The sequence below is a fragment of the Hymenobacter segetis genome, from assembly GCF_038448715.1.
GTDB lineage: Bacteria > Bacteroidota > Bacteroidia > Cytophagales > Hymenobacteraceae > Hymenobacter > Hymenobacter segetis.
The window spans coordinates 61,874-84,689 of sequence record NZ_JBCEVZ010000017.1 but is presented as its reverse complement, the minus strand read 5'-3'; the positions used below and the strand labels follow the sequence as shown (position 1 = coordinate 84,689).

23 protein-coding genes and 3 tRNA genes are annotated in these 22,816 nt (G+C 61.7%); 19 read left to right on the top strand and 7 right to left on the bottom strand.

What is annotated here, in order from left to right:
• Positions 1 to 23: 23 nt before the first annotated feature.
• Together AAFH49_RS09430 and AAFH49_RS09425 are read left to right on the top strand one after the other, a co-directional pair.
• Positions 24 to 1,148 carry a sensor histidine kinase gene (locus AAFH49_RS09430; RefSeq protein ID WP_342297579.1) on the top strand — a complete coding sequence of 375 codons (1,125 nt, stop codon included), beginning with the start codon at positions 24 to 26 and terminating at the stop codon, positions 1,146 to 1,148.
• Positions 1,145 to 1,891, top strand: coding sequence for a LytR/AlgR family response regulator transcription factor (locus tag AAFH49_RS09425; protein ID WP_342297576.1), 747 nt, complete (start codon positions 1,145 to 1,147; stop codon positions 1,889 to 1,891). Before AAFH49_RS09430 ends, AAFH49_RS09425 begins: the two co-directional genes overlap by 4 nt.
• A gap of 132 nt (positions 1,892 to 2,023) precedes the next feature.
• Here AAFH49_RS09425 and AAFH49_RS09420 read toward each other — a convergent pair whose 3' ends face one another.
• On the bottom strand, positions 2,024 to 2,380 hold the full coding sequence (locus AAFH49_RS09420; protein ID WP_342297574.1) for a glyoxalase superfamily protein: 357 nt from the start codon (positions 2,378 to 2,380) through the stop codon (positions 2,024 to 2,026).
• Between the two features lie 150 nt (positions 2,381 to 2,530).
• On the opposite strand from AAFH49_RS09420, the gene AAFH49_RS09415 reads away from it, so the two are divergent.
• Positions 2,531 to 4,027 (top strand): amidase, encoded by a 1,497-nt coding sequence (locus AAFH49_RS09415; RefSeq protein ID WP_342297573.1) that lies wholly within the window; start codon positions 2,531 to 2,533, stop codon positions 4,025 to 4,027.
• A 62-nt stretch (positions 4,028 to 4,089) separates the two neighbouring features.
• A complete protein-coding gene (locus tag AAFH49_RS09410) occupies positions 4,090 to 5,100 on the top strand; it encodes a DUF1259 domain-containing protein (protein ID WP_342297571.1) in 1,011 nt (336 codons plus the stop codon).
• 138 nt (positions 5,101 to 5,238) lie between these two features.
• On the opposite strand, the gene AAFH49_RS09405 is transcribed toward AAFH49_RS09410, so the two are convergent.
• The gene (locus tag AAFH49_RS09405) at positions 5,239 to 6,048 is read right to left on the bottom strand and encodes a S1/P1 nuclease (protein WP_342297569.1); all 810 of its coding nucleotides are present in this window, start codon (positions 6,046 to 6,048) and stop codon (positions 5,239 to 5,241) included.
• 188 nt (positions 6,049 to 6,236) lie between these two features.
• Here AAFH49_RS09405 and AAFH49_RS09400 point away from each other — a divergent pair, with 188 nt between their 5' ends.
• The 4 genes from AAFH49_RS09400 (at position 6,237) to AAFH49_RS09385 (ending at position 10,756) form a co-directional block, all read left to right on the top strand.
• Positions 6,237 to 6,674, top strand: coding sequence for a hypothetical protein (locus AAFH49_RS09400; protein ID WP_342297568.1), 438 nt, complete (start codon positions 6,237 to 6,239; stop codon positions 6,672 to 6,674).
• A 38-nt stretch (positions 6,675 to 6,712) separates the two neighbouring features.
• Positions 6,713 to 7,699 (top strand): glycoside hydrolase family 43 protein, encoded by a 987-nt coding sequence (locus AAFH49_RS09395; RefSeq protein ID WP_342297567.1) that lies wholly within the window; start codon positions 6,713 to 6,715, stop codon positions 7,697 to 7,699.
• A 122-nt stretch (positions 7,700 to 7,821) separates the two neighbouring features.
• Positions 7,822 to 8,574 carry a hypothetical protein gene (locus AAFH49_RS09390; protein ID WP_342297566.1) on the top strand — a complete coding sequence of 251 codons (753 nt, stop codon included), beginning with the start codon at positions 7,822 to 7,824 and terminating at the stop codon, positions 8,572 to 8,574.
• A 58-nt stretch (positions 8,575 to 8,632) separates the two neighbouring features.
• Positions 8,633 to 10,756: a T9SS type A sorting domain-containing protein gene (locus AAFH49_RS09385; protein ID WP_342297565.1), complete on the top strand. Its 2,124-nt coding sequence runs from the start codon at positions 8,633 to 8,635 to the stop codon at positions 10,754 to 10,756.
• A 117-nt stretch (positions 10,757 to 10,873) separates the two neighbouring features.
• Here the strand turns inward: AAFH49_RS09385 and AAFH49_RS09380 are convergent, their stop codons facing one another.
• Complete coding sequence (locus AAFH49_RS09380; protein WP_342297564.1) at positions 10,874 to 11,404, bottom strand: GNAT family N-acetyltransferase; 531 nt, start codon at positions 11,402 to 11,404, stop codon at positions 10,874 to 10,876.
• Positions 11,405 to 11,531: 127 nt separating this feature from the next.
• Positions 11,532 to 11,762 carry a hypothetical protein gene (locus AAFH49_RS09375; RefSeq protein WP_342297562.1) on the bottom strand — a complete coding sequence of 77 codons (231 nt, stop codon included), beginning with the start codon at positions 11,760 to 11,762 and terminating at the stop codon, positions 11,532 to 11,534.
• 115 nt (positions 11,763 to 11,877) lie between these two features.
• Here AAFH49_RS09375 and AAFH49_RS09370 point away from each other — a divergent pair, with 115 nt between their 5' ends.
• The 6 genes from AAFH49_RS09370 to nadD all read left to right on the top strand — a co-directional run bounded on the left by AAFH49_RS09370 (position 11,878) and on the right by nadD (position 16,156).
• The gene (locus AAFH49_RS09370) at positions 11,878 to 12,645 is read left to right on the top strand and encodes a glycosyltransferase family 2 protein (RefSeq protein WP_342297560.1); all 768 of its coding nucleotides are present in this window, start codon (positions 11,878 to 11,880) and stop codon (positions 12,643 to 12,645) included.
• Positions 12,642 to 13,691, top strand: coding sequence for a glycosyltransferase family 9 protein (locus AAFH49_RS09365; RefSeq protein WP_342297558.1), 1,050 nt, complete (start codon positions 12,642 to 12,644; stop codon positions 13,689 to 13,691). The genes AAFH49_RS09370 and AAFH49_RS09365 overlap by 4 nt, the downstream gene beginning before the upstream one ends.
• 290 nt (positions 13,692 to 13,981) lie before the next feature.
• On the top strand, positions 13,982 to 14,626 hold the full coding sequence (locus AAFH49_RS09360; protein WP_342297556.1) for a sigma-70 family RNA polymerase sigma factor: 645 nt from the start codon (positions 13,982 to 13,984) through the stop codon (positions 14,624 to 14,626).
• Between the two features lie 73 nt (positions 14,627 to 14,699).
• Entirely contained in the window at positions 14,700 to 14,990 is a 291-nt protein-coding gene (locus AAFH49_RS09355) for a hypothetical protein (protein ID WP_342297555.1), read from the top strand.
• An 18-nt stretch (positions 14,991 to 15,008) separates the two neighbouring features.
• Positions 15,009 to 15,593: a guanylate kinase gene (gmk, locus tag AAFH49_RS09350; RefSeq protein ID WP_342297554.1), complete on the top strand. Its 585-nt coding sequence runs from the start codon at positions 15,009 to 15,011 to the stop codon at positions 15,591 to 15,593.
• Positions 15,590 to 16,156 carry a nicotinate (nicotinamide) nucleotide adenylyltransferase gene (nadD, locus tag AAFH49_RS09345; RefSeq protein ID WP_342297552.1) on the top strand — a complete coding sequence of 189 codons (567 nt, stop codon included), beginning with the start codon at positions 15,590 to 15,592 and terminating at the stop codon, positions 16,154 to 16,156. The genes gmk and nadD overlap by 4 nt, the downstream gene beginning before the upstream one ends.
• A gap of 81 nt (positions 16,157 to 16,237) precedes the next feature.
• Here the strand turns inward: nadD and frr are convergent, their stop codons facing one another.
• The 3 genes from frr to AAFH49_RS09330 form a co-directional block, all read right to left on the bottom strand.
• Entirely contained in the window at positions 16,238 to 16,801 is a 564-nt protein-coding gene (gene frr / locus AAFH49_RS09340; RefSeq protein WP_342297550.1) for a ribosome recycling factor, read from the bottom strand.
• Between the two features lie 99 nt (positions 16,802 to 16,900).
• Positions 16,901 to 17,704 carry a UMP kinase gene (gene pyrH / locus AAFH49_RS09335; protein ID WP_342297549.1) on the bottom strand — a complete coding sequence of 268 codons (804 nt, stop codon included), beginning with the start codon at positions 17,702 to 17,704 and terminating at the stop codon, positions 16,901 to 16,903.
• Positions 17,705 to 17,749: 45 nt separating this feature from the next.
• Positions 17,750 to 18,253: an acyl-CoA carboxylase biotin carboxyl carrier protein subunit gene (locus tag AAFH49_RS09330; RefSeq protein ID WP_342297548.1), complete on the bottom strand. Its 504-nt coding sequence runs from the start codon at positions 18,251 to 18,253 to the stop codon at positions 17,750 to 17,752.
• A gap of 96 nt (positions 18,254 to 18,349) precedes the next feature.
• On the opposite strand from AAFH49_RS09330, the gene AAFH49_RS09325 reads away from it, so the two are divergent.
• From AAFH49_RS09325 to tuf, 5 genes are all read left to right on the top strand, one after another.
• Entirely contained in the window at positions 18,350 to 20,935 is a 2,586-nt protein-coding gene (locus AAFH49_RS09325; protein ID WP_342297546.1) for a M1 family aminopeptidase, read from the top strand.
• 171 nt (positions 20,936 to 21,106) lie between these two features.
• Positions 21,107 to 21,186, top strand: a tRNA-Tyr gene (locus AAFH49_RS09320).
• A gap of 22 nt (positions 21,187 to 21,208) precedes the next feature.
• Positions 21,209 to 21,281, top strand: a tRNA-Gly gene (locus AAFH49_RS09315).
• 15 nt (positions 21,282 to 21,296) lie between these two features.
• Positions 21,297 to 21,368: transfer RNA gene (locus tag AAFH49_RS09310), tRNA-Thr, on the top strand.
• A gap of 169 nt (positions 21,369 to 21,537) precedes the next feature.
• The gene (gene tuf, locus AAFH49_RS09305; RefSeq protein WP_342297544.1) at positions 21,538 to 22,728 is read left to right on the top strand and encodes an elongation factor Tu; all 1,191 of its coding nucleotides are present in this window, start codon (positions 21,538 to 21,540) and stop codon (positions 22,726 to 22,728) included.
• Positions 22,729 to 22,816: the final 88 nt, after the last annotated feature.

The following is a 22,816-nucleotide window of genomic DNA, read 5'->3' as shown; positions in this document are numbered from 1 at the left end:
CCGTTTGTTAGTACCACTATTTTATGCCCCGCTCTTCCGCCCGCCCCCGTTTGTACTGGATTCTACAGCTTGGCGGCTGGGGAGCGTATGGCGTGCTGGGCGGGGTGCTGGCAGCGGTTTTTGGCAAATTCAAGCCGATAATCATTCCCATTGAAATCATCGTGGCGGGCTCGTTGGTGCTGGGCAGCCACCTGCTGCGGCTGTACCTGCGCCGCCACGGCTGGACGCGCCTGCCGCTGGCAGCCCTGCTGCCCCGGTTGCTGCTGGGCAACCTCCTGGTATCGGTAGGCAGCATGGCCCTCACCGGGGTACTCGTCACGCTGCTATTCTGGCTGGTGGAGCCGACCAGTCAGGACGGGAAGGGCTTTCCGTGGCTGCAATACGTGGGCTACACGGCCAACTCGTTTTTCTCCATGCTGCTGTGGTCGGCGGCTTATTTCAGCCTGCATTATTTCGACAACCTGCGGCAGGCCGAAATCGAGAAATGGAAGCTGACCGCCGCCGTGCGCGACGCTGAGATGCGCACCCTCAAGGCCCAGATTAACCCGCACTTCCTCTTCAACGGCCTCAACAACATCCGCGCCCTCGTGCTGGAGAACCCAGTGCGCGCCCGCGAGATGATGACGCACCTTTCCGACCTGCTGCGCTATTCCCTCCAGCTCAATACCCGCGAGCAGGTGCCGCTGGCCCGTGAGCTCGAAATCGTGGCCCACTACCTCACCCTCGAAACCCTGCAGCTGGAAGAGCGCCTGACCTACACCCTCGACGTTGCCCCCGCCACCCTGGAGGTACTGCTGCCGCCCATGACGCTGCAATTGCTGGTCGAAAACGCCATCAAGCACGGCATCGCGCCCCGGCCGGGCGGGGGCGATATCCAGATTTCGGCCCAACTGGAACGGTCCGGGCAGGTGCTCATCACGGTGCGTAACCCCGGCCGCTACCAGCCCAACCCTGCCGGGCACGGCCCCGCCGCCCTCGACCACACCGGCATCGGCCTGCCCAACGCCCACGAGCGCCTCCAGTTGCTCTTTGGCCCCACGGCCAGCCTCGTCATTGGCGATGATGCCCGACAGGCCGATACCGTGACGGCCGAGCTACGCCTGCCCTTATTGGTCACTGCGCCCACTCTTTCCCTCGCTTCCGAATGAACGTTCTTATCGTTGACGACTCGCGCCTGGCGCGCACCGAGCTACGCCACCTGCTCCAGGCTTTCCCCGACGTGACCGTGGTAGGCGAGGCCCGCCACGCCGACGAGGCCCGCGCCCAAATTCAGGCCCTGCGGCCCGATTTGCTGCTGCTCGACGTGCAGATGCCCGGCCAGACCGGCTTCGAGTTGCTGGCCTCGCTGGATGCGGCCCCGCACGTCATCTTCACCACGGCCTACGACGAATACGCCCTGCAAGCCTTCGCCGTAAATGCCCTCGACTACCTGCTGAAACCCGTGCAGGAAGCCCGCCTGGCCGCCGCCTTGGCCAAGGCCCGCGCCCGCCGCACTGCCCCGGCACTGGTTGAAGTCGCCGCCGCCGGCCCGCCCGAGGAGGCCCCGCAGGCCCCCCTCACGGCCCAGGACCAGGTGTTTGTGAAGGACGGCGAGCGGTGCTGGTTCGTGAAGCTGGCCGACATCAAGCTCTTCGAAATCAACGGCAGCTACACCCGCATTCACTTCGAAAACCACCAGCCGCTCATCCCGCGCACCTTGCAGCAGCTCGAAGCCCGCCTCGACCCCAAAGTGTTTTTCCGCGTCAATCGCCAGCAAATCATCAACCTCAAATGGATTGCTGGCATCGAGCCCTGGTTCAGCAACACGCTGAAACTAACGCTGCGCGGCGGCGGCGAAGTGGAAGTATCGCGGCAGCAGTCGGTGCGGTTTCGAGAGCTGCTGAGCCTCTAGCCCGTGTTAGCCCGCGAGTGGGCCATGTCGACCTGCATTTGGGACCATCTAACCTATCCGTGATGCCATCCAACCCCCGCTTGGGCCATACCAACCCATGTTGGGGACAGGCGAGCCGGCCATTCCGGCCCCTTAGGAGCAGATTTCGGCGAACACCAGGCTGTTGCCGAATGGGTCGGTCACTTCTATCTGCATCACTTTGTCGCTCCAGGTGGTTTTTTGCAGGGCCGGGCTCGGGAAGGCCGAATCCCTTTTCGTGAGCAGGTGATGGTAGGCAATCAGGCCGTTGATTTCGGCAATGGCCTTGGACCCGGCACCGCTTTCCTGGGGATGGTTGGTAAGGTGCAGCACAATGCCGCCGCGCGACACCTGCATGTACAGCGGCTCCCGTTCCGACCGGTCTTCCCAATCAATCCGGAACCCCAGCCAGTCGATGTAAAAATCGAGGGCTTGCTGGTAATCAGAAATCCGAAAAATGGGTGTGACCATTGGGAGAAGTAACTGAACCGTGCGTGTTGGTTTTGTGCTGATATTTCGTGGAAATATAACTCAAAATAGCCAATATTCCGCGCTGCGGTCTGACATACGCCCACCGCGTCCTTTTCAGATTGCCCGGCCGGTCCCGCCTACATTTAGCCCATGATTTCTCCCGCCGAATACGACCGGCTCGATGGCCTGGCCCAGGCCGCCCTCGTGCGCACCGGCCAGCTCACGCCCGCCGAGCTGTGCGCCGCCGCCATCGCCCGCGCCGAAGCCGTGAACCCGCAAATCAACGCCGTGGTGCACCCGCTCTACGAGCCGGCCCGGGCGCGAGCCGCCGCCGGGCTGCCGGCCGGCCCATTCGGCGGCGTGCCGTTTCTGCTCAAGGACTTCGGGGCGCAGTACGCCGGGGCACCGCACACCTCGGGCAGCCGGGCACTGCGCAATTTCGTGCCGAAAGAAGATGCCGAGCTGGTGCGCCGCTGGCAGGCCGCCGGCCTGAATATTCTGGGCAAAACCAACACCCCCGAGTTTGCCCTGATGGGCGTGACCGAGCCCCTGCTGCACGGCCCTGCCCGCAACCCCTGGCACCTGGGCCACACGCCCGGCGGCAGCAGTGGCGGGGCAGCGGCGGCCGTGGCGGCGGGCATCACGCCCGTGGCCGGCGCGGGCGATGGGGGCGGCTCCATCCGGATTCCGGCGGCGTGCTGCGGCCTATTTGGGCTGAAACCGAGCCGGGGCCGCGTGCCCACCGGCCCCGAGCAGGGCGAAAAGTGGCAGGGCGCGGCCGTGGAGCACGTCCTCAGCCGCTCGGTGCGCGACAGCGCCGCGATGCTCGACGCCACGCAGGGGCCGGATGCGGGCGCGCCCTACTTCCTGCCCAACCCCGCCCGGCCGTACCTGGAGGAGGTAGGCCGGGAGCCCGGCCGTCTGCGCATCGCCTTCAGCCTGGGCCACCCGCTGGGCAGCGCCCTGCACCCGGAGTGCGCCACGGCGGTGCTGGAAGCGGCCAAGTTGCTCGAAAGCCTGGGCCACGACGTGGCCGAAGTGCCGCTGCCCTTTGATGGCCGGGCCGTATCCACGGCCTTTCTGATGCTGTATTTTGGCGAAACCGGGGCTAGCATCGCGGCGCTGGCCCGGCACCTGGGCCGCCCCGCCCGGCCCGGTGATGTGGAGCCAACCACCTGGCTGCTGGGCCTGCTGGGCCGCACCTACACCGCCGCCGACTTCGCCGCCGCCCGCCAAACCTGGAACGACCACGCCCGCGCCTTCGGCCGCTTTCATCAGACCTACGACCTGCTGCTCACGCCCACCCTAGCCACGCCGCCCGTGTGCATTGGCGAGCTGCAACCCAGGCCCTTGGAGCAAAAGCTGCTGAAGCTGGTGAACACCTTCGGCCTCGGCGGCCTCATCCGCCGCTCCGGCATCGTGGAGAAGCTGGCTGAGCAAAGCCTCGAAAAAACGCCCTACACCCAGGTGGCCAACCTCACGGGCCAGCCCGCCATGTCGGTGCCCCTGCACTGGACGGCTGCCGGCCTGCCCTGCGGCGTGCAGTTCATCGCGAGGCTGGGAGCCGAGGACGTGCTGTTTCGGCTGGCCGGGCAGCTGGAGCAAGCTCGGCCGTGGTTTGATAAGCGGCCGGCGCTGGTGGGGTAGGCAGAAAGATAATACCCTAAAAAGCACTATCTTTTCTTCGGTCAACCTTAACACCGCGCGCCATGAATCATACGGCTGTTTCTCGTCGCGAAGCCCTGCGGGCCGCCGCTTTGCTGGGCACCACTGCGTTGCTGAGCGGCTCCGATGCCCTGGCCGCACCGGTGACCACTGCGCCGCCCGCTGGCAAAACGCCCGCCCTGAGCCCCGCCGACCAGGCGGCTATCGATGCGGCGCTGGGTGAAAAAGGGGCTTACAACGAGTCCCAGGCCACGCACCTCATTGGCTTGCCGCGCAATGATTTGAAGGTCACAATCAAGGGCGCGGCGGTGCCGATTTCCTTCGGCTTTGGCGGTTGGGTGGCCATCAAGCACACGCTGGATGGCAAAGCCGCCATGCTGATGAGCGATACCGTGCTGCTGCAGGAAGAAGTAAACCCGTTGATTTCGGCCGCGCTGGCCAATGGGCTGGAAATCGCAGCCATTCACAACCACTTCTTTTACGAAGAGCCACGCGTGTTCTACATGCACATCATGGGCATGGGCGCGCCCGCCGAGTTGGCCCGCAAGTTCGCGGCCACGCTCAAAGACTCGAAGCTGCTGCCGGCCAACCAGCCGCCGGCTTCCGCGCCGGCCGCCGGGGTGCCCACCGGCAAAGACCTGTTCGACCTGCCCGCCCTCGATGCCATCGTGAAGTACCCCGGCGTGGTGAACGGCCCCACTTGCAAATACACGGTGGGCCGCGCCGATGTGCAGTCGGTGATGATGAATACGGAAATGACGGCCGCCATTGGCCTGAATTCCTGGGCGGCGTTTGCGGGCCGGCAGGACGACGCGCACATTGCCGGCGACATTGCCATGCTGGAGCACGAAGTCAATCCGGTCATCAAAACCCTGCGGGCCCATAACCTGGAGGTGGTGGCCGTGCACAACCACATGCTGGGCGACACGCCGCGCATGATGTTTCTGCACTACTACGGCCGCGGGCCTGCTGCTGAGTTGGCTCGCGGCTTCCGCGCCGCGCTCGACCAGTTGGGCCAGGCTAGCCCCAAAGCCATGCCGGGCATGAAGCACTAATGCCTTGAGGGCGCACCTAAGTGTTGGGCGGCTGTTCAGCCCAATACATCAGGTTGCTCTAAAACAGAAGAAGCCCCGGCTGCTCACGCGGCCGGGGCTTCTTCTGTTTCGGGCTGCCCGCGCAGGGCGGGTTGGCTACTACTTATCAAACGTCTCGTTCAGCACCCCGGCCAGGCGGATGCCGGCTTTCAGCACCTGCTGCTCCACGGTGGGGCCGAAGGTGGGGTAGAAGTGCCAGTCGAACTTGGTGGGCGGGGTGGCCGCGCTGGCGTAGATGGGCGTGCAGAGCTGGTACGACTCGAAGAGCCAGGTCGTCATATCGTCCTTCTGCCACTGCTTGATTTGGGCGGGCGTGGCGTGGTCGTAGGCCGTGGCCATTTCGCTGTAGGTGAAGCCGGGGTACTCAATCAGGGCCGTGTCCCACACGCTGTGCAGGTTGGTGTCTTCCTTGGCACGCCAGTTCACCATGATGCTGTTGCCGCCTTTATCTTCGGCGTGGCCTACGTGCAGGGGCTGGTGCACGTCGCCCACCAGATGAATCACGAATTTGAGGGCCACGAGCTTTTCGTCGGCGGTTTTCTTGGGGTCTTTCAGGTCGCGGCGGGCTTGGAGCAGGGCGGTGTAGGCGTTGGTGGGCGCGGCCGGGGCCAGGGTAGCCGGGTCGTTCAACTGCTTCACGAAGGCGGCGAAATCGAGCCCGGTCACCACGTTGAGGTAGTGCCAGGGCGCCGTATCCTTAAACTGCGGGTCGGCGCGGAGCTCATCGGCCCAGGTGCTCACCAGCGGCATGGTTTGGGTGCCCAGAATGCGGGCTACTTCGCGCTTGGCGGTGGCGGAAAGGTGGTTTTCGGCAATTTTGGCCACGGCCCGGTGGCCCATCACGCCCCAGGCCAGCAGGCTAAACGGGGCACACAACAAAGCCAGCAGGGCAACACTTTTTTTGAACATCAGCAAAGAGGGTGGGAGTGAGGGCGAGAGCAAGCGGTTTCCCGGACTTTCGGGCAACTTCCGGCGCAAGCAGAACCACAAAGCTAGCGCCCGGCCGCAGCAGATAGATGCGCGGCCCGCAAAGTATTTGCGCCCCGGCATCGGGCGGCAAAATTCGTGGCTGGGGAGGGTTTCCTGTCGTTATTTGAATGCGCCAAACGCCCTTGCCCGCCCTGTCTCTGAATCTGCCCTTGCAAACCGTTGTCGATTCTCCCAGTCTGTTCATCGGCCGCGACGAGCCGAACCGCTGGCTCTACGTGGACCTGCGCGGCCCCTACGACGGTCCCCTGGCCCTGGCCGCCTGCGAGCAGATGCTGGCCAGCCTGCGACAGTGGCCCTGCCAGAAAATCCTGACCGACGGCACCAACGTCCTCGCCGTGCACATGCCGCGCACCCAATGGGGCGGCCGGTGGCTACAGGAAATGCAGGCCGCAGGCCTGCGCTACTTCGCCTGGGTACTGCCCCTCAGCCTGCAAGCCCGCCACGCCACTGAGGAGCGGGTATATCCCATCAGCAACCCCTTGGTGGGCACTTTCGATGATATTGCCTCGGCCTGCCTGTGGCTACAGCAGCAGCGAGAACGGTAGGCCGCCGCGTATACTGCCCCGCCACCCACTCGCCGCCCATGTTCACCAACCCCGTCATCGACGACAATTTTCCGGACCCCACCATCATCCGAGCCCCAGATGACTGGTACTACGCCTACGGTACCCAAACCAAGCGTGCCGGCATCATCATCAACCTGCAAATAGCCCGTTCCCGCGATTTGGTGGCCTGGGAATACCTCGGCGAAGGCCTGCCCGCCAAGCCCGACTGGGCGCTGCTGAGCCAGAAAATCTGGGCCCCGCACGTTAGCGAGCACGGCGGGCGCTACTACCTCTACTATTCCACCCGGCCCGATGGAGCCAATTATTTCAGCCTCGCCGTGGCCGTGGCCGATGCGCCCGCTGGCCCGTTCGTGGACATTGGCCATGCCATGCTGCCCGGCCCGGGCTTCACCTGCATCGACCCCATGGCGTTCGATGACCCCGCTACCGGCCGCCGGCTGCTGTACTGGGGCTCGGGTTTCGGCCCCATCTGGGTGCGCGAGCTGGCCGACGACCGCCTGAATTTCGCCCCCGGCAGCGAGGCCGTGGCCGTGCTGCACCCCAGCGTTTCCCACGACCCCGCCGACTACCACCGCCTCATCGAAGGGGCCTGGGTGCACCAACGGAACGGCTGGTACTACCTGTTTTTTTCGGGCGATAACTGCTGCGGCCCCCGCGCCCACTACGCCGTGCTGGTAGCCCGCGCCCGCCACGCCACCGGGCCATTCGAAAGCTACGCCGCCGCCACCGCCAACCCCCATGCCGCCCTGCTCGCCGCCAATGCCCACTGGCATGCCCCCGGCCACAACTGCGTGGTGACCGATGCCGCCGGCCAGGACTGGCTGGCCTGCCACGCCATCGACCCCCGCCAGCCCACCTTCGATGCCATCGACGATTCCGAAGGCTACTCGCGCCGCGTGCTCATCCTGGCCCGGCTGGAATATGATGCCAACGGCTGGCCCGTGGTGGCCAACAATTCGCCCGAATGGCAGCCCCAGCCCGCGCCCGCTGGCCTAGCCGGCTGATTAAACGACCTGCGCCTTAAACGACCTGCGCCGCGCTTTGTCTCTGTGGGCGGCCGGCTACATAAATAACTCATGCCAGGGCCTTAGCTTTAGCCCGATTGCCTCAACTCTACTGTTTTGCTATGACGCGTTATCTCGGGGCGGGCTTGCTGGCCGCCTTGCTGCTGGGTGCCCGGGCCGGGGCCGCCCAAAGCCGGCCCGCCGCCGATTCGGCCGGCGAGGTGGCGGGGCCGCCGTGCCCGGCGGCCGTGGCCCCGCGCCGCCGGGTGGGCTTCGTGATTTCGCTCGATAACCGCGAGTCTTTCGTGCAGTCGTCGGCCGTGCACATCATCGGGGCCAATGCCGGCGTGGTGCTGCCCGGCCGGCGCTGGCGGCTGGGCCTGGGCGGCTACACCCTCAGCCGCGACTATACTGCCCTCTACATCTATCAGTATAAAAACGGCAAGCGCACCAAAAAGGCCCCCGATACCCTCACGCCCCAGCTCGACCTTACCTACTTCACGCCCAACGTGAGCTACGTTTTCTTCCAGCGGCCCTGGCTCGAAATCAGCCTGCCGCTGGAAGTGGGCCTGGGCCGCAGCCACTACACCGTGACCGACCAAACCGGCCGCACCACCACCGACAGCCGGGGCCTGTTCGTGCCCGTCGAGGCGGGCCTTGCCGTCCTGGTCAAACCTTTTCGCTGGGTGGGGGTGAGTGGCAGCGTGGGCTACCGCAAATCGGTATTTGAGATTGATTACAAAGATGATTTCGACGGCATGTACTTCAGCTACCGGCTCAACGTGTTCGTCGGCGTCATTTGGCGCGACCTGCGCCAGTACCACCAAAACCGCCGGCTGGCCCGCGAGCTGGCCCAGGCCCAACGCGGGCGCTAAGGCCTCCTTCGTTCCGGTTTTCCGTATCTTGGGTGGCCCTCGCTCTTCCTTCTTGCTTATGTCGTTTTCGCTACTGATTAACCGTGTTAGAAGCCGCAAATGGGCGGGCGTATTGGGAGTGCTGGTATTAGCAGCCATCCCGGCCGTCGCTCAGGCCCAGGCCCCCGCCGAAACGCGCTGCCTGATGCTGCCCCTGGAGCCCGCTAGCCGCGCCCGGCAGTCGGACCTGGTGGTCGAAGCGCAGGTACTCGATGCCCGCAGCTTCTGGGATGCCGACCACCGGCACCTCTTCACCCGGCACCGCCTGCGGGTATTTTCCCTGCTGAAAGGCCAGGTGGCCGACACCACCGGCCTCACCGTCCTCACCGAAGGCGGCCGCCTTGGCCTCGACCAGCAAATTCTCACCAACACCCTGCAGCTCACGCCCGGCCAGCAGGGCGTTTTCTTCCTGAAAGCCGCACCGTGGCCGGGACTGCCAGTGGTCGGCCCCGCCGCTTACACCCCCGTAGGCAGCGAGCAGGGCTTCATCCAATTCAACCCCATCGAGGGCACGGCCACCGAGCCATTCCGCGTTTACAAAGGGCTGGATTCGGGCTTTTATCAGGAAATAACTGCCTTCACGGGGCAGGCGCGCCAGGTATTGCAGGCCAACCCTGCCTTGGCCAAAACGGCCACGCCCGTGCGGCGCGGCACGGCGGCCCCCACCATCGCCGGGTTTTCGCCCGTGAGCCTCACGGCCGGCACCGGCGCGGTGCTCACCATCACCGGCGACGGCTTTGGCAGCACCCGGGGCAGTGGCTTTGTCGAGTTTCGGAACGCCGACGATGGCGGCTCGACCCGCGTGAAAGTCCGCGACGACGATTATATCAGCTGGACCAATAACCGAATCCAGGTGCGGGTGCCCTCCACGGCCAATGGCGGCAGCCCGGTGAGCAACGGCCACCCCGCCGGCTCCGGCCCCGTGCGCGTCACCACTTCCGACCAGCTCACTGTGGAAAGCAGCACGCCCGTCACCATCGTCTACGCCCTCACCAACGTGGAAAGCACCGACGGCAAGCTCCTCCAGCGCCCCAACCACATTGCCCTGAATGCCACCGGCGGCATCACCTTCCGCTTCGGCCCCAATTTCACGGCCTCGCCCGCCGCGGCCTGGCAGCGGGCGCTGGCCACCTGGCGCTGCCAGACTGGCATGAACTGGGAAACAGGCTCCGCCAACGCCACCAATACCATTGCCGAAGACGGCCAGAACGTCGTCGCTTTCGACCAAGGGGCCGAGCTGCCCGCCCGCGTGCTGGGCCGCACCACCAGCTACTACAAAGGCTGCTACGCCTCCAACGGCGAGGTGGTATTCTGGGTGAAGGAAATCGACATGCAGTTCGATGATGGGTCAGCCTTTCAGTTCGGGCCAGCCCTTGCCAGCTCCAGTCAGATTGATTTCGAGTCGGTGGCCGTGCACGAGCTGGGCCACGCCCAGCAGCTCAACCACCTCAACCTGCCCCGCGCGGTGATGCACTACGCGCTGAGTTTTGGCCAGAATACCCGGGCGCTGGACCCCCTCAGCGAAGTAGCCGGTGGCCGGCAGGTGCTGCGGGTGCGCAGCTTCCGCAACCTGGGCTGTAGCGGTCCGGCCCTGCTGCCCGCCCCGCTCACCGGCCTGAGCGCCCAGTATGCGGCCGGGACCGGGGCCACCCTCAACTGGACCACCCGCGACGAGTGCTTCCTGAGCCGCTTCGTGGTAGAGCGCAGCCTGAGCGGCGACACCACCGCGTGGGAGCAAATTGCCATCGTGGCCCCGCGTCCCCCCGCCAGTCAGTACCAGTACGTGGATGCCCAGCCGCCCGGTGGCCTGCGCTACTACCGCCTCCGCCTCCAGCGCCCCGATGGCTCGCTCGACAACCCCGCCCCCGTGGCCCTTAGCTCGGAGAGCGCCGGGGTCAGCATTTTTCCTAACCCGGTAACCGCTTCTCAACTGCGCCTCCAATACCCCGCTTCGGCTGATGGCACGGTGATTTTCTGGGTGTTCGACGCGCTGGGGCGCCGCATCCTGGCCACCGCCCTCAGCGTACCCACCGGCCTGAACGTGCTCAATTTAAACCTGCCCGACACGCGGCCCGGCCTGTACGTATTGCGCTGGCAGGACGCGCAGGGCCGCACCGGTAATCAGAAATTTATCCGGCTGTGAGCTGATTAGTGCTGCACCACTACCTAACAGCTTCAGCAAAACCAGTTCCGATAAAACGACCAACCCCCGCCGGGTACGAGCCCGGCGGGGGTTGATTTTTTGTCGTCACTTCAGGAGCTACAAGCTACGCCCCGTGACTGGCGCGGCCACAGCCGTCGCCGCCGGGGCCACTTCGTAGCGCCCGAGCTGCGCCTCGTCCAGGTTGCCGTTCAGCCACTCATCCTCAATGGTAGCGCCCAGCTTTTTGTAGAAGGTGATGGCGGGCTCGTTCCAGTTCAGCACCTGCCATTTCAGGCGCACGGCCCCAGTGGCGCGGGCTTCGGCCACCACGGCATCGAACAGCAGCCGGCCCAGGCCGCCGCGCCGCGCCGCCTCCGTCACCACCAGGTCTTCGAGGTAGAGCATCCGGCCCTTCCAGGTGGAGTAAGCCGTGTAAAACAGCGCCAGTCCAACAATTTCAGCCGCCTCATTTTCCAGCACGAAAAAGCCGAAGATGGGAGCCGGGCCAAAGCCGTCGCGCTGCATAGCGGCCAGCGTGTTGGTCACGGCCTCCGGCGCTTTTTCATACTCAGCGAGTTCCTGAATCAGGCCCAGCACTTGGGCTAAATCCGCTTCCACGCCCCGGCGCAGCACAATGTTGTTTTCCATGATAGTTGAGTCGGAAGAAAAAGAAATCGGGCCGCCACCGCCTCAGCAGTAACGGCCCGATTAATACCCGCAAAAGAGGCTGAAACGACAGCAGCAAAATCACGGTTAATCCAGCAAAAAGCCGTGATTACATCTGCGGCTGCATTTTCTTGATGTCCTCCGTGGCGTTCACCGAGTTCAGCTCGCGCATCTGCTCGGGCTGCTTGGCACCTTTGGTGGTGTCGGGAGCGGCGGGCAGCGGGGGCAGGGTGGTGGTGGCGATGTCATCGTCGCCCTCGGTGGCAGACGGGCCGCACGAAGGCAGCGTGAGCGACAGCAGAGCAGCGGCCAACAGGCCGGGGAGGAGCGTTTTTTTCATGTGTTGAGAAACGAATTCGGGCGCAAGTTACGCACGCCCGGCGGGTTGCGATACGAAAATATTGCGCAAGCGGCCGAAGCCCCGGTCAGTAAAAACGCCGGATATTTGCCCACCCATGCCCGTCTCCCTCTCCGTCGTCATCATCACCTTCAACGAAGCGGCCAACATCGCCCGCTGCCTCCAGGCCCTGGGCGACGTGGCCGACGACGTGCTCGTAGTCGATTCCTTCTCCACCGATGCCACCGTGGAAATCTGCCGCCAGCACGGCGTGCGCGTCCTGCAGCACGCTTTCGCCGGCTACGTCGAGCAGAAAAACTACGCCACCAGCCAAGCTCAATTCGACCACGTTCTGCAGCTCGACGCCGATGAAGTCCTGACCGAGGAGCTGCGCCAGTCCATTCGCCAGGCCAAGCAAAACTGGCAGCACGCCGCCTATTCGCTGGCCCGCCTCACCAATTACTGCGGCCACTGGGTGCGCCACGGCGGCTGGTATCCCGACCGCAAACTGCGCCTCTACGACCGTCGCCTGGGCCGTTGGACCGGCCTACTCCTGCACGAAAAATTCGAGGTAAACCCCGGCCAGACCACCGCCCCGCTCACCGGCGATGCCCTGCACTACAGCTACCACAGCATCGCGCAGCACGTCAGTCAGCTCAATAAGTTCACCAGCATCACGGCCCAGGAGCTGGCCCTGCGCGGCCGCACCAACGTCAATCTGTTTCACCTGCTGCTCAAGCCGCTCTGGAAATTCGTGCACGGCTACATCTTCCGCCTCGGCTTTCTCGATGGCTTCGCCGGCCTGTGCATCGCCGGCATCTCGGCCTGGGGCGTGTTCCTGAAATTCGCCAAGCTGAAAACCCGCACCGAACAAGCCGAAGCATGAGCCCGGAAAAAAACTTCACCTTCCTCGTCTCCCGCACCGACGCCATCGGCGACGTGGTGCTGACCCTGCCGGTGTGCGGGCGGCTCAAGCAGCTGTTCCCGGGCTGCCGGGTGGTGCTCATTGGCCGCACCTACACTGCGCCTGTGGCCGCCGCCTGCCCGTGGGTCGATGATTTCCTGAACCTGGATGAGCTGCTGAAACAGTCCGAAACTGCCCAAGTAGAAGCTCTGCGCGCCTACGAAGCCGCCGCCATCATCCACGTTTTCCCCAACAAAACCCTCGCCCGCCTCGCCCAAAAAGCCAAAATTCCCCTGCGCATCGGCACGCGTAACCGCTGGCAGCACTGGCTGACCTGCAACCGGCTGGTGGCCCTCAGCCGCCGCCATTCGCCTCTGCACGAATCCCAGCTAAATCACAAGCTGCTTCAGCCTTTGGGCGATACTTCCGAGCCTTCATTAACCGAAATAGCCCATCTGGTGCGCCTGCAAGCCACCGAAACTCTGCTGCCGCAATTCCAACAGCTACTACAGAAGCGCCAGCCCGGCCAGCTCAACGTCATCCTCCACCCGCGCAGCCGGGGCAGCGCCCGCGAGTGGGGCCTCGATAATTTCGCCCAGCTCGCCCGCCTGCTACACCGCGCCGGCCACCGCGTCTTTATCACCGGCACGGCTGCGGAAGGGGAGGAGCTAGCCCCCTGGCTTCAGGAAAACGCCGCCTTCCTCGCCGCCGACCTCACCGGCCAGCTCAGCCTGCCGCAGTTCATCTCCTTCATCGCCGCCGCCGATGGCCTCGTGGCCGGCAGCACCGGCCCACTGCACCTGGCCGCCGCGCTGGGCCGCTACGCGCTGGGCCTCTACCCGCCCATCCGGCCCATGCACCCCGGCCGCTGGGCCCCGCTGGGCGAGCACGCCGAATTTATGGTTTTCGACAAGCCCAATTGCGACGACTGCCGGCAGCAGCCCGCTGCCTGCACCTGCATCCGAGCCATCGAGGCGGCGGCGGTAGCGGCGCGGGTGGCCGCCTGGGTGCCGTTGCCGGTCGAATAATAAATGGCATTTAGCGTCAAACAATGGCCAATTCGTCCAGTTAGTTTGCTGCTTATTCACTGTATCGCAACCTAGCAGACGCTGCAATCCGTACATCGGGCAATGCGCCGCACGTTGCGCTTTGCTATTTTTGGCTTCTAATGACTGCCAGTAGCATTGCGTAGCGGGCGGTTTTGACGTGAAGCAACTCGGCCACCCACCACTTCCGAGTAGCGGCATATACGAGTGTTAGTGTCATAATCCCCTATTCCTTCGTAGGTTTCGGCCTGCAATTTCCCCCGCCCACCTGTATGAGCGATTCCCCCGAACGGGTCAAACTGAGCAAAGAGGAAAAAGACCGGCGTTTTCAGGCCGAGTTGATGCCCGTGCTCGACCCGCTCTACAATTTTGCCTACCGCCTCACCCTCGACGAGGATGATGCCAACGACCTGGTGCAGGAAACCTACCTCAAAGCATACCGATTCTTCGAGTACTTTGAGCCCGGTACCAACGCCAAGGCCTGGCTCTTTCGCATTCTTAAGAACTCGTTTATCAACGATTTCCGCAAGAAAAGCAAGCAGCCCGCCAAGGTCGACTACAGCGAGATTGAGGGCTATTACAATCCCGACGACGTAGAGGCCGAAGGCGAAATCGGCGCTTCCTCTTCCGACATGCGCCAGCAGTCGGCCCGCGACCTCATCGGTGATGAAGTTGCCAGCGCGTTAAATTCTTTGCCAGTCGATTTTCGCACCGTCATCATCCTCTGTGACCTCGAAGGGTTTACCTACGAGGAGATGGCCAAAGTGCTTGATATTCCGATTGGTACGGTGCGTTCGCGCCTGCACCGGGCCCGCAATTTCCTCAAGGATAAGCTAGAGAAATACGCCCAGTCGATGGGCTATGGCAATGATGCAATAGACGACGATACGGAACTAACCGAGGCCGAGAATAATTAACGTCATCAACAGGGACGCATTATTCTCGGCCGCATACTTCATTGCTTCTCACCCCTTTCCTGCATTTTCAATTATGAACCAATCTGCTACTAAAGAAACCAATACGTCGGCTCCCATTTTAGCTAATGGCCCCGACTGCGAACGAGTGAATACTGTACTAGACCAACTCATCGAAGGCCAGCACCTGACCGCCGAGGACGAAGACTACCTCTACGACCACGCCACGGACTGCTCGCCCTGCTTCGACGACCTCGAAAAGCAGCGCGTTTTCATCGGTTTTTTGAACCAGCGCGTTACCCGGCAGCCCATTCCGGCTACCCTTCACGATGCCATTTTGGCCCGTGTAGGTGCGCAAATGGCCTAATACCGGTAGCTTTGCGTGATGCAAGGCAAAATCATTGTGTTTTCGGCCCCCTCGGGCGCTGGCAAAACCACCATCGTGCACCGCCTTATGGACCGGTTGCCCGAGCTTAGCTTTTCCATTTCCGCCTGCACCCGCGACCGCCGCGGCCGGGCCGAAGTGCAAGGCAAAGACTACCATTTCATCTCCGTTCAGGAATTCCAGGACAAAATCCGCAACGATGAGTTCGTGGAGTGGGAAGAGGTGTACGAAGGCGCGTTTTATGGCACGCTGAAGTCCGAAATCGAACGCATCTGGGACAATGGCAAGCACGCCATTCTCGATGTCGACGTGAAAGGTGGCCTCAGCATCAAGGAATTCTACAAGGACCGGGCGCTGGCTATTTTCGTCCGCCCGCCGTCCATCGAAGTTCTGGAGCAGCGCCTGCAGGCCCGCGCCACCGATTCGCAATCCAGCATTTCCTCACGGATTTACAAAGCCAATTTCGAGCTTGGGTTCGAGAATCGTTTCGATGTCACCGTCGTCAACGATAACCTCGACGAGGCCACCGACCACGCCGAAAAGCTGGTGCGCCAGTTCATCAGCGGCGAGCCGGCCATCGTATGAGTGGCCGCCGGGTAGGTCTGCTATTCGGTTCGTTCAATCCCGTGCACACCGGCCACCTCATCCTGGCTGAGCATTTTGCCACGCGCACCGATTTGGCCGAAGTCTGGCTCGTGGTCACGCCCCACAATCCCTTCAAAGCCGCCGCCGACCTGCTGCCCGACACCCAGCGCCTGCACCTCGTGCAGCTCGCCATTGCCGATAACCCCCGCCTGCGCGCCGAGGACATCGAGTTCGGCCTGCCGCGCCCCAGCTACACCATCGCCACGCTCGACGCCCTGCGGCAGCGCCACCCCACGCACGATTTCGTGCTCCTGATGGGCAGCGACAACCTCCCCGGCCTCCCAAATTGGCACGAATCAGCCCGCCTGCTGGCCGAAATCGATATCTACGTGTATCCCCGGCCCGGCTCGCCCAGCCCCGATTTAGTACCCTTTCCCCGCGTGCAGGTGATAACCGCGCCGTTACTGGACATTTCGGCCACTTACATCCGCGAAAGCCTGCGCGCTGGCCACAGCATCCGCTATTTGGTACCCGCCACCGTCGAAGCCGAATTGACGCAGTAGAACAGCACTGCGTAAAGTAAAACGCCACAAAAAAAGCCCGACGATAATCCGCCGGGCTTTTTTGTTTTCAATCAGACCAAATCAGATAGTCATAATCTCCGATTCCTTCTTGCTGAGGACTTTATCAACTTCGGCAATGTAAGAATCCGTCGTTTTCTGCACTTTCTCTTCGGCGCTCTTCACGGCATCCTCCGAAGCACCTTCTTTCAGCAGCTTGCGCAGCGACTCGTTCACATCCTTGCGGATGCCCCGAACCCGCACCTTGCCAGCTTCCGATTCATTCTTGGCCTGCTTCACCAGCTCGCGGCGACGCTCCTCGGTCATGGCCGGGATGTTCAGGCGCACACCTTCGGCATCCGAAACTGGGTTCAGGCCCAGGTCGCTGTTCTTGATGGCCTTGGCCACCTCGCTAATCATGTTTTTTTCCCAAGGCTTGATGAGCAGCGAGCGGGCATCAGGAGCCGTAATGTTGGCAATCTGGCTGATAGGAGTGAGTGTGCCGTAGTAATCCACGCGCAAGCCGTCGAGCATGGCTGGTGATGCCTTGCCGGCCCGGATACGGCTCATTTCCACGTTTACGTGCGCCAGCGCTTTGCTCATCGACTCCGCGAGCTCATCAAGGTAAAACTGAATTTCTTCGTCCATTTTAGTGAGTTGTCAATTATTGGTTATCAGTTGTCAGGTCCGGTTATCAGTTTTCCGCTGCAAACTAACAACGGACAATGAACACCTGACAACTAAAAATTAGGCTTGTTCCGGTTGGTTGCCCACCAGCGGCTGGAGGAGACTTTTCTTGGTGTCAAGTAATGGCTTGCGGCCATCGCGGCCGGGGCCGGTGCCGCCGTCGCTCACCAGTGTGCCCATCGCCTCGCCGTTCAGCAGGCGCTCCAGGTTGCCGGGCGTGTTCATATCGAACACAATGATGGGCAGGTTATTCTCCTTGCAAAGCGTGAAGGCCGTCATATCCATCACGTTCAGATTCTTGCTCAGCACCTCATCAAACGTGATTTCGGGGTAGCGCGTGGCCGTGGGGTCCTGCTCCGGGTCGGCCGTATAAATGCCGTCCACGCGGGTACCTTTCAGCACCACGTCGGCCTCAATCTCAATGGCCCGCAGCGAAGCCGCCGAGTCTGTCGTGAAATAAGGCGAGCCGATGCCGGCCCCGAAAATCACCACGCGACCTTTTTCCAGGTGCCGCACCGCGCGCCGCCGGATATACGGCTCGCACACCCGCTGAATGGTGAGACCGGAAAGCAGGCGCGTGCTCACTTCCAGCTTCTCCAGGGCGCTTTGCAGGGCCATCGAGTTGATGACCGTGGCCAGCATGCCCATATAGTCGCCCTGCACGCGGTCGAGCCCGAAGGCTTCGGCCTGCACGCCGCGGTAGATGTTGCCACCACCAATTACGACGGCCACCTGCACGCCCGTCGCGGCCACAGATTTAATTTCGGAGGCGTACTGCATCAGCCGCTCGGCATCGATGCCGTACTGCTGCTGGCCCATCAGCGCTTCGCCGCTGAGCTTGAGGAGGATGCGATTGTATTTCAAGTCGAGAGGATTGAGTAGTTCAAGCTAAATATTAGGCGACCGACGCTAGGCAAACTGCACCAGCACTTGGCCTTTCTGCACGTTGTCGCGCAGGTTCACTTTCAGGCTGCCCACGGTGCCATCGGCGGGCGCTTTCAGGATATTTTCCATTTTCATGGCCTCCAATACCAGCAGCGGGTCTCCCTTCTGCACGGCCTGGCCGGGCGTCACGCGGATATCTACGATGAGGCCGGGCATGGGGGCTTTCAGCTCGTTTACTTTGGCGGCAGCGGCGTTGCTCATGCCGAGGCGTTCGAGGAGCAGGTCGAACCGGTCTTTGGCCGCCAGGGCCACGCGCTGGCCGTTCAGCTTCAACACAATGTTTTTGGTGGCGTGGTCAATTTCTACAACTTCCGCATTGTAGGAGCGACCTTCGTAAAGCACATGAAACCGACCTTCGCCCAAATCCACTACATCCCAGGCCAACGGCTGGCCATTGAGCATGATAGCGTCGGTGGCGCGATAGTCTACTTCCCAAACTTGGTCGGGGGCGGTGCTGATTTGGAACATCGAAAGCGAATGGGGTGGGAGGAAAGCGGGGTTAAAGGTAGCCCAAATCTCAAATTAATTCAGAAATTGAGGCGTTTTTCGCCTGTAGCTGTTGGCATGAAGTATCTGGTTCCGGGCCTTACCAGCCTGTTGTTATTCGTACAGTTTCTGGCGGTTGCGCAAAGAGGCACGTCCGGCTCGGGCAGGTTGCCCAGCAAAGCGCCCGTTCATAAAAAAGTCGCACCCGCACCGCCTACCGCGCCCGCGCCGGCTGGCCTCGTGGTGCCGTCCTGGCTGCCTTCGGAGGCTCCAATCCAGCCCGCCGCCACCATTCTCACCGAGGTAACCGACACCAAGCTCGACGTTCGGTTCGATTACAAAAAGCAGCACCTACTGGGCACGGCGCTGCTCACGCTGCGCTCGCATTTCTATCCTCAGTCGGAATTAGTGCTCGATGCCAAAGGCTTCGACGTGCAGAAAGTTGAGTTGGTGAGCGACAAGAAAACCAAAAACCTCACTTACAACTACAACCGCCGCAAGCTCGTCATTGCCCTCGACCACCCGTACCCGCGCAGCACGCCCTACCAGGTGCGCATCGTGTACGTGGCCAAGCCCAACGAGCTGCCCCAGGGCGGTTCCGCCGCTATCACCAATGACAAGGGGTTGTACTTCATCAACCCGCTGGGCGCTGAGAAGAACAAGCCCCGCCAAATCTGGACCCAGGGCGAGACGGAGTCCAGCTCCTGCTGGTTTCCCACCATCGACAAGCCCAACCAGCGCATGACGCAGGAAATCAGCATGACGGTGGAAAAGCAGTTCAAAACGCTTTCCAACGGCCTGCTCACTTCCTCCCACGCCAACCCCGACGGCACCCGCACCGATACTTGGAAGCTCAGCGAGCCCCACGCACCCTACCTAGCCACTATGGTCGTCGGCGACTTCGCCGTGGTAAGCGACTCTTGGCACGGCAAGCCTGTCGATTACTACGTGGAGCCGAAATACGCCGGCACCGCCCGCGCCGTCTTCGGCCACACGCCCCAGATGCTGGATTTCTTCTCCAAAAAGCTGGGCGTAGAATACCCTTGGGAAAAATACGCTCAAGTAGCCGTGCGCGACTACGTGAGTGGAGCCATGGAAAACACCACCGCGTCCACCTTCGGCAGCTTCGTGCAAACCACCAAGCGTGAGTTGCTCGACGCCAATTTCCAGACCTCCGAGTTTGTGGTAGCGCACGAGCTGTTCCATCACTGGTTCGGCGACTACGTGACCTGCGAAAGCTGGGCTAACCTGCCTTTGAACGAGTCCTTCGCCGACTATTCCGAATATCTCTGGGCCGAGTACAAGTACGGCGCCGACGAAGCCGGCCTGGTCCAGGAAATCAAAATCAACAACTACCTCGAAGAAGCCCAGTCCAAGCGCGAACCCCTCATCCGCTACCGCTACGTCAACCGCGAGGACATGCTCGACCGCCATTCCTACGACAAGGGCGGCCGCGTACTCCATATGCTGCGCAAATACGTGGGCGACGAAGCCTTCTTCGCGTCCCTCAACCGCTACCTCACCCAGAACAAGCTCTCCGCCGTCGAAATCTCCAAGCTGCGCGTCGCGTTCGAAGAAACCACCGGCGAAGACCTGATGTGGTTTTTCAACCAGTGGTTCCTCAAGCGCGGCCATCCCGAACTGCGCATCACCCACAGCTACACCAACGGCCAGGTGAGCCTGCGCGTACAGCAAACCCAGGACACGCTCTTTCAGCCCGTCTACCGCCTGCCCGTAACCGTCGCCGTCTGGACCGGCAGCAACCAGCCCACCGAGCACCACATCACCGTCACCAAAGCCGACCAGACTTTCCAGCTGCCCGCCAACCAGAAACCCAACCTCGTAAAATTCGACAGCGAAAGCCAACTCCTGGCCCAGTTCGATGAAGAGCGCACCACCGATGAGCTGGTTTTCCAGTTCTACCATGCTCAGAGCTACCAGCAGAAATCCGAAGTCTTGGAACTGCTCCAGAACAAAACCGACCAGATGTCCGTGAGTAGCATGCTCCGCAACGCCCTCAACGACAAATTCTGGAACGTGCGCCGCCTCGCCCTCGACCACCTCCGTCGCTATCGCGGCCCCGAGCCCGAAGGCATGCGCAAGGACATCCAGCGCCTCGCCTCCGACCCTGTGTCCCGCGTCCGCGCCCAAGCCATCACCACGCTCGCCACCTTCCCCGACGGTAATTATGGCTCCATCTACGGAAAAGCCGTCGGCGACAGCTCTGCGCTGGTAGCTGCCGCCGCTCTCGAAGTCCTCGCCAAAAAGCCTGAGCCCACCACCCGTCAGCAGGTCGCCGCCATCGAAAACACCACGAGCAGTCCGCTTCTCGTCGCCATTGCCAGTTACTACGCCCTCAATGGTAACCTCGACCAATACCCTTGGTTCCTGCGCCGCCTTCCCGACGTGACCGAAGGCGACCTCTACGCCTACTTCCAGTCCTTCGGAACACTCATGACCCACATCCCGCCCGTAGAGCGTGACAAGGGCCTCAAAATTCTCGAGGATTATGCCCGCAACGCTCCGCGCTACGACATCCGCTTGGGGGCCTACAAGAGCCTCGCCTTGCTACTTCCATCCATGCCCAGCCTCAAAGCCACGCTCCAGAACATCCGGGAGAAGGAAACTGACGACCGACTCAAAGCATTTTATAACCTTATGTAGGAGCAACTTCCGCAAATGGAGCAAAAAAAGAACAACCTTTTTTTGCTCCATCCCTTGCCTTGTGTCAAAAAACCTCTAATTTTGCGACTCCTTACGAAACACTACTACTTCGGTAGCAGCGAAACGGAAGGGGTTACGCCTCTCAGCAATCGGCCGGGAAGCACCAAAACTGGGGGTATCGCATAGCGGCAATTGCGGGTGACTGTAACTCACCTCCTTCGGGTTCATAGGTTCGAGTCCTGTTACCCCCACTTTTTTTACATGATGCCATCTGCGGGAGTAGCTCAGTTGGTAGAGCGGCAGCCTTCCAAGCTGCAGGTCGCGGGTTCGAACCTCGTCTCCCGCTCATTTCACAGAATAAGCCGTTTTAGCTCAGTGGTAGAGCACTTCCTTGGTAAGGAAGAGGTCATGGGTTCAAATCCCATAAATGGCTCAGATTACAACACAAGTCCAGCAGTCGGAATCATTCCGGCTGCCGGCACGGTTCTCTCAGGCAAGCGACGCACAGTTTTCTATTACAGTAGGGGCTGAGTCTCGCTTTCTTCGTGTAGGGTCCGTTTTTACTTCAAATTCACTTCACCACCTCTTTTTTACTCTTTACAATGGCTAAAGAAAATTTCGACCGGTCCAAGCCGCACGTAAACATCGGCACCATCGGTCACGTCGACCACGGCAAGACTACCCTGACTGCTGCTATCACGCAGGTACTGGCCGGCAAAGGTTTGGCTGAAAAGCGCGATTTCGGTTCGATTGATAACGCCCCCGAAGAAAAAGAGCGTGGTATCACCATCAACACCTCGCACGTAGAGTACTCGACGGCCAACCGTCACTACGCTCACGTTGACTGCCCCGGTCACGCTGACTATGTGAAGAACATGGTAACTGGTGCTGCCCAGATGGACGGTGCTATCCTCGTGGTAGCTGCTACCGACGGCCCGATGCCCCAGACCCGTGAGCACATCCTGCTCGCCCGTCAGGTAGGTGTTCCCCAGCTGGTGGTGTTCATGAACAAAGTGGACATGGTGGATGACCCCGAGCTCCTCGAGCTGGTGGAAATGGAAATCCGCGAACTCCTCTCGTTCTACGACTTCGACGGCGACAACATTCCGGTTATCCAGGGTTCGGCCCTCGGCGGCCTGAACGGCGATGCCAACTGGGTTCCCAAAATCGAGGAGCTGATGGACGCTGTTGACTCGTTCATTCCGATTCCTGCTCGTCTGACCGACCTGCCCTTCCTGATGCCTGTTGAGGACGTGTTCTCGATTACTGGCCGTGGCACTGTTGCTACCGGTCGTATCGAGCGCGGCATCATCAACTCGGGTGAGCAAGTTGACATCCTGGGCATGGGCGCTGCTGCCGGCCTGAAGTCGACGGTTACGGGTGTGGAAATGTTCCGCAAAATCCTCGACCGTGGCGAAGCTGGTGACAACGTAGGTCTGCTGCTCCGCGGTATTGAAAAAGAAGCCATCCGTCGCGGCATGGTTATCTGCAAGCCCGGTTCGGTAACTCCTCACCAGAAGTTCAAGGCTGAAGTCTACGTTCTCTCGAAAGAGGAAGGTGGCCGTCACACGCCGTTCTTCAACAACTACCGTCCGCAGTTCTACCTGCGTACCACCGACGTTACCGGCATCATCACCCTCCCCGAGGGCGTTGAAATGGTAATGCCCGGCGACAACATCACCATCACTGTTGAGCTCATCAACAAGGTGGCAATGGAGAAAGGCCTCCGCTTCGCTATCCGTGAGGGTGGCCGTACGGTAGGTGCCGGTCAGGTAACCGAAGTTCTCGACTAAGCTCCGGCTTAATCAGTAAAAAAAGCCGCTCTCGACTCCTCGGGGGCGGCTTTTTTACGCTGAAACAGAAGCAAGTATTTGTTTTGTC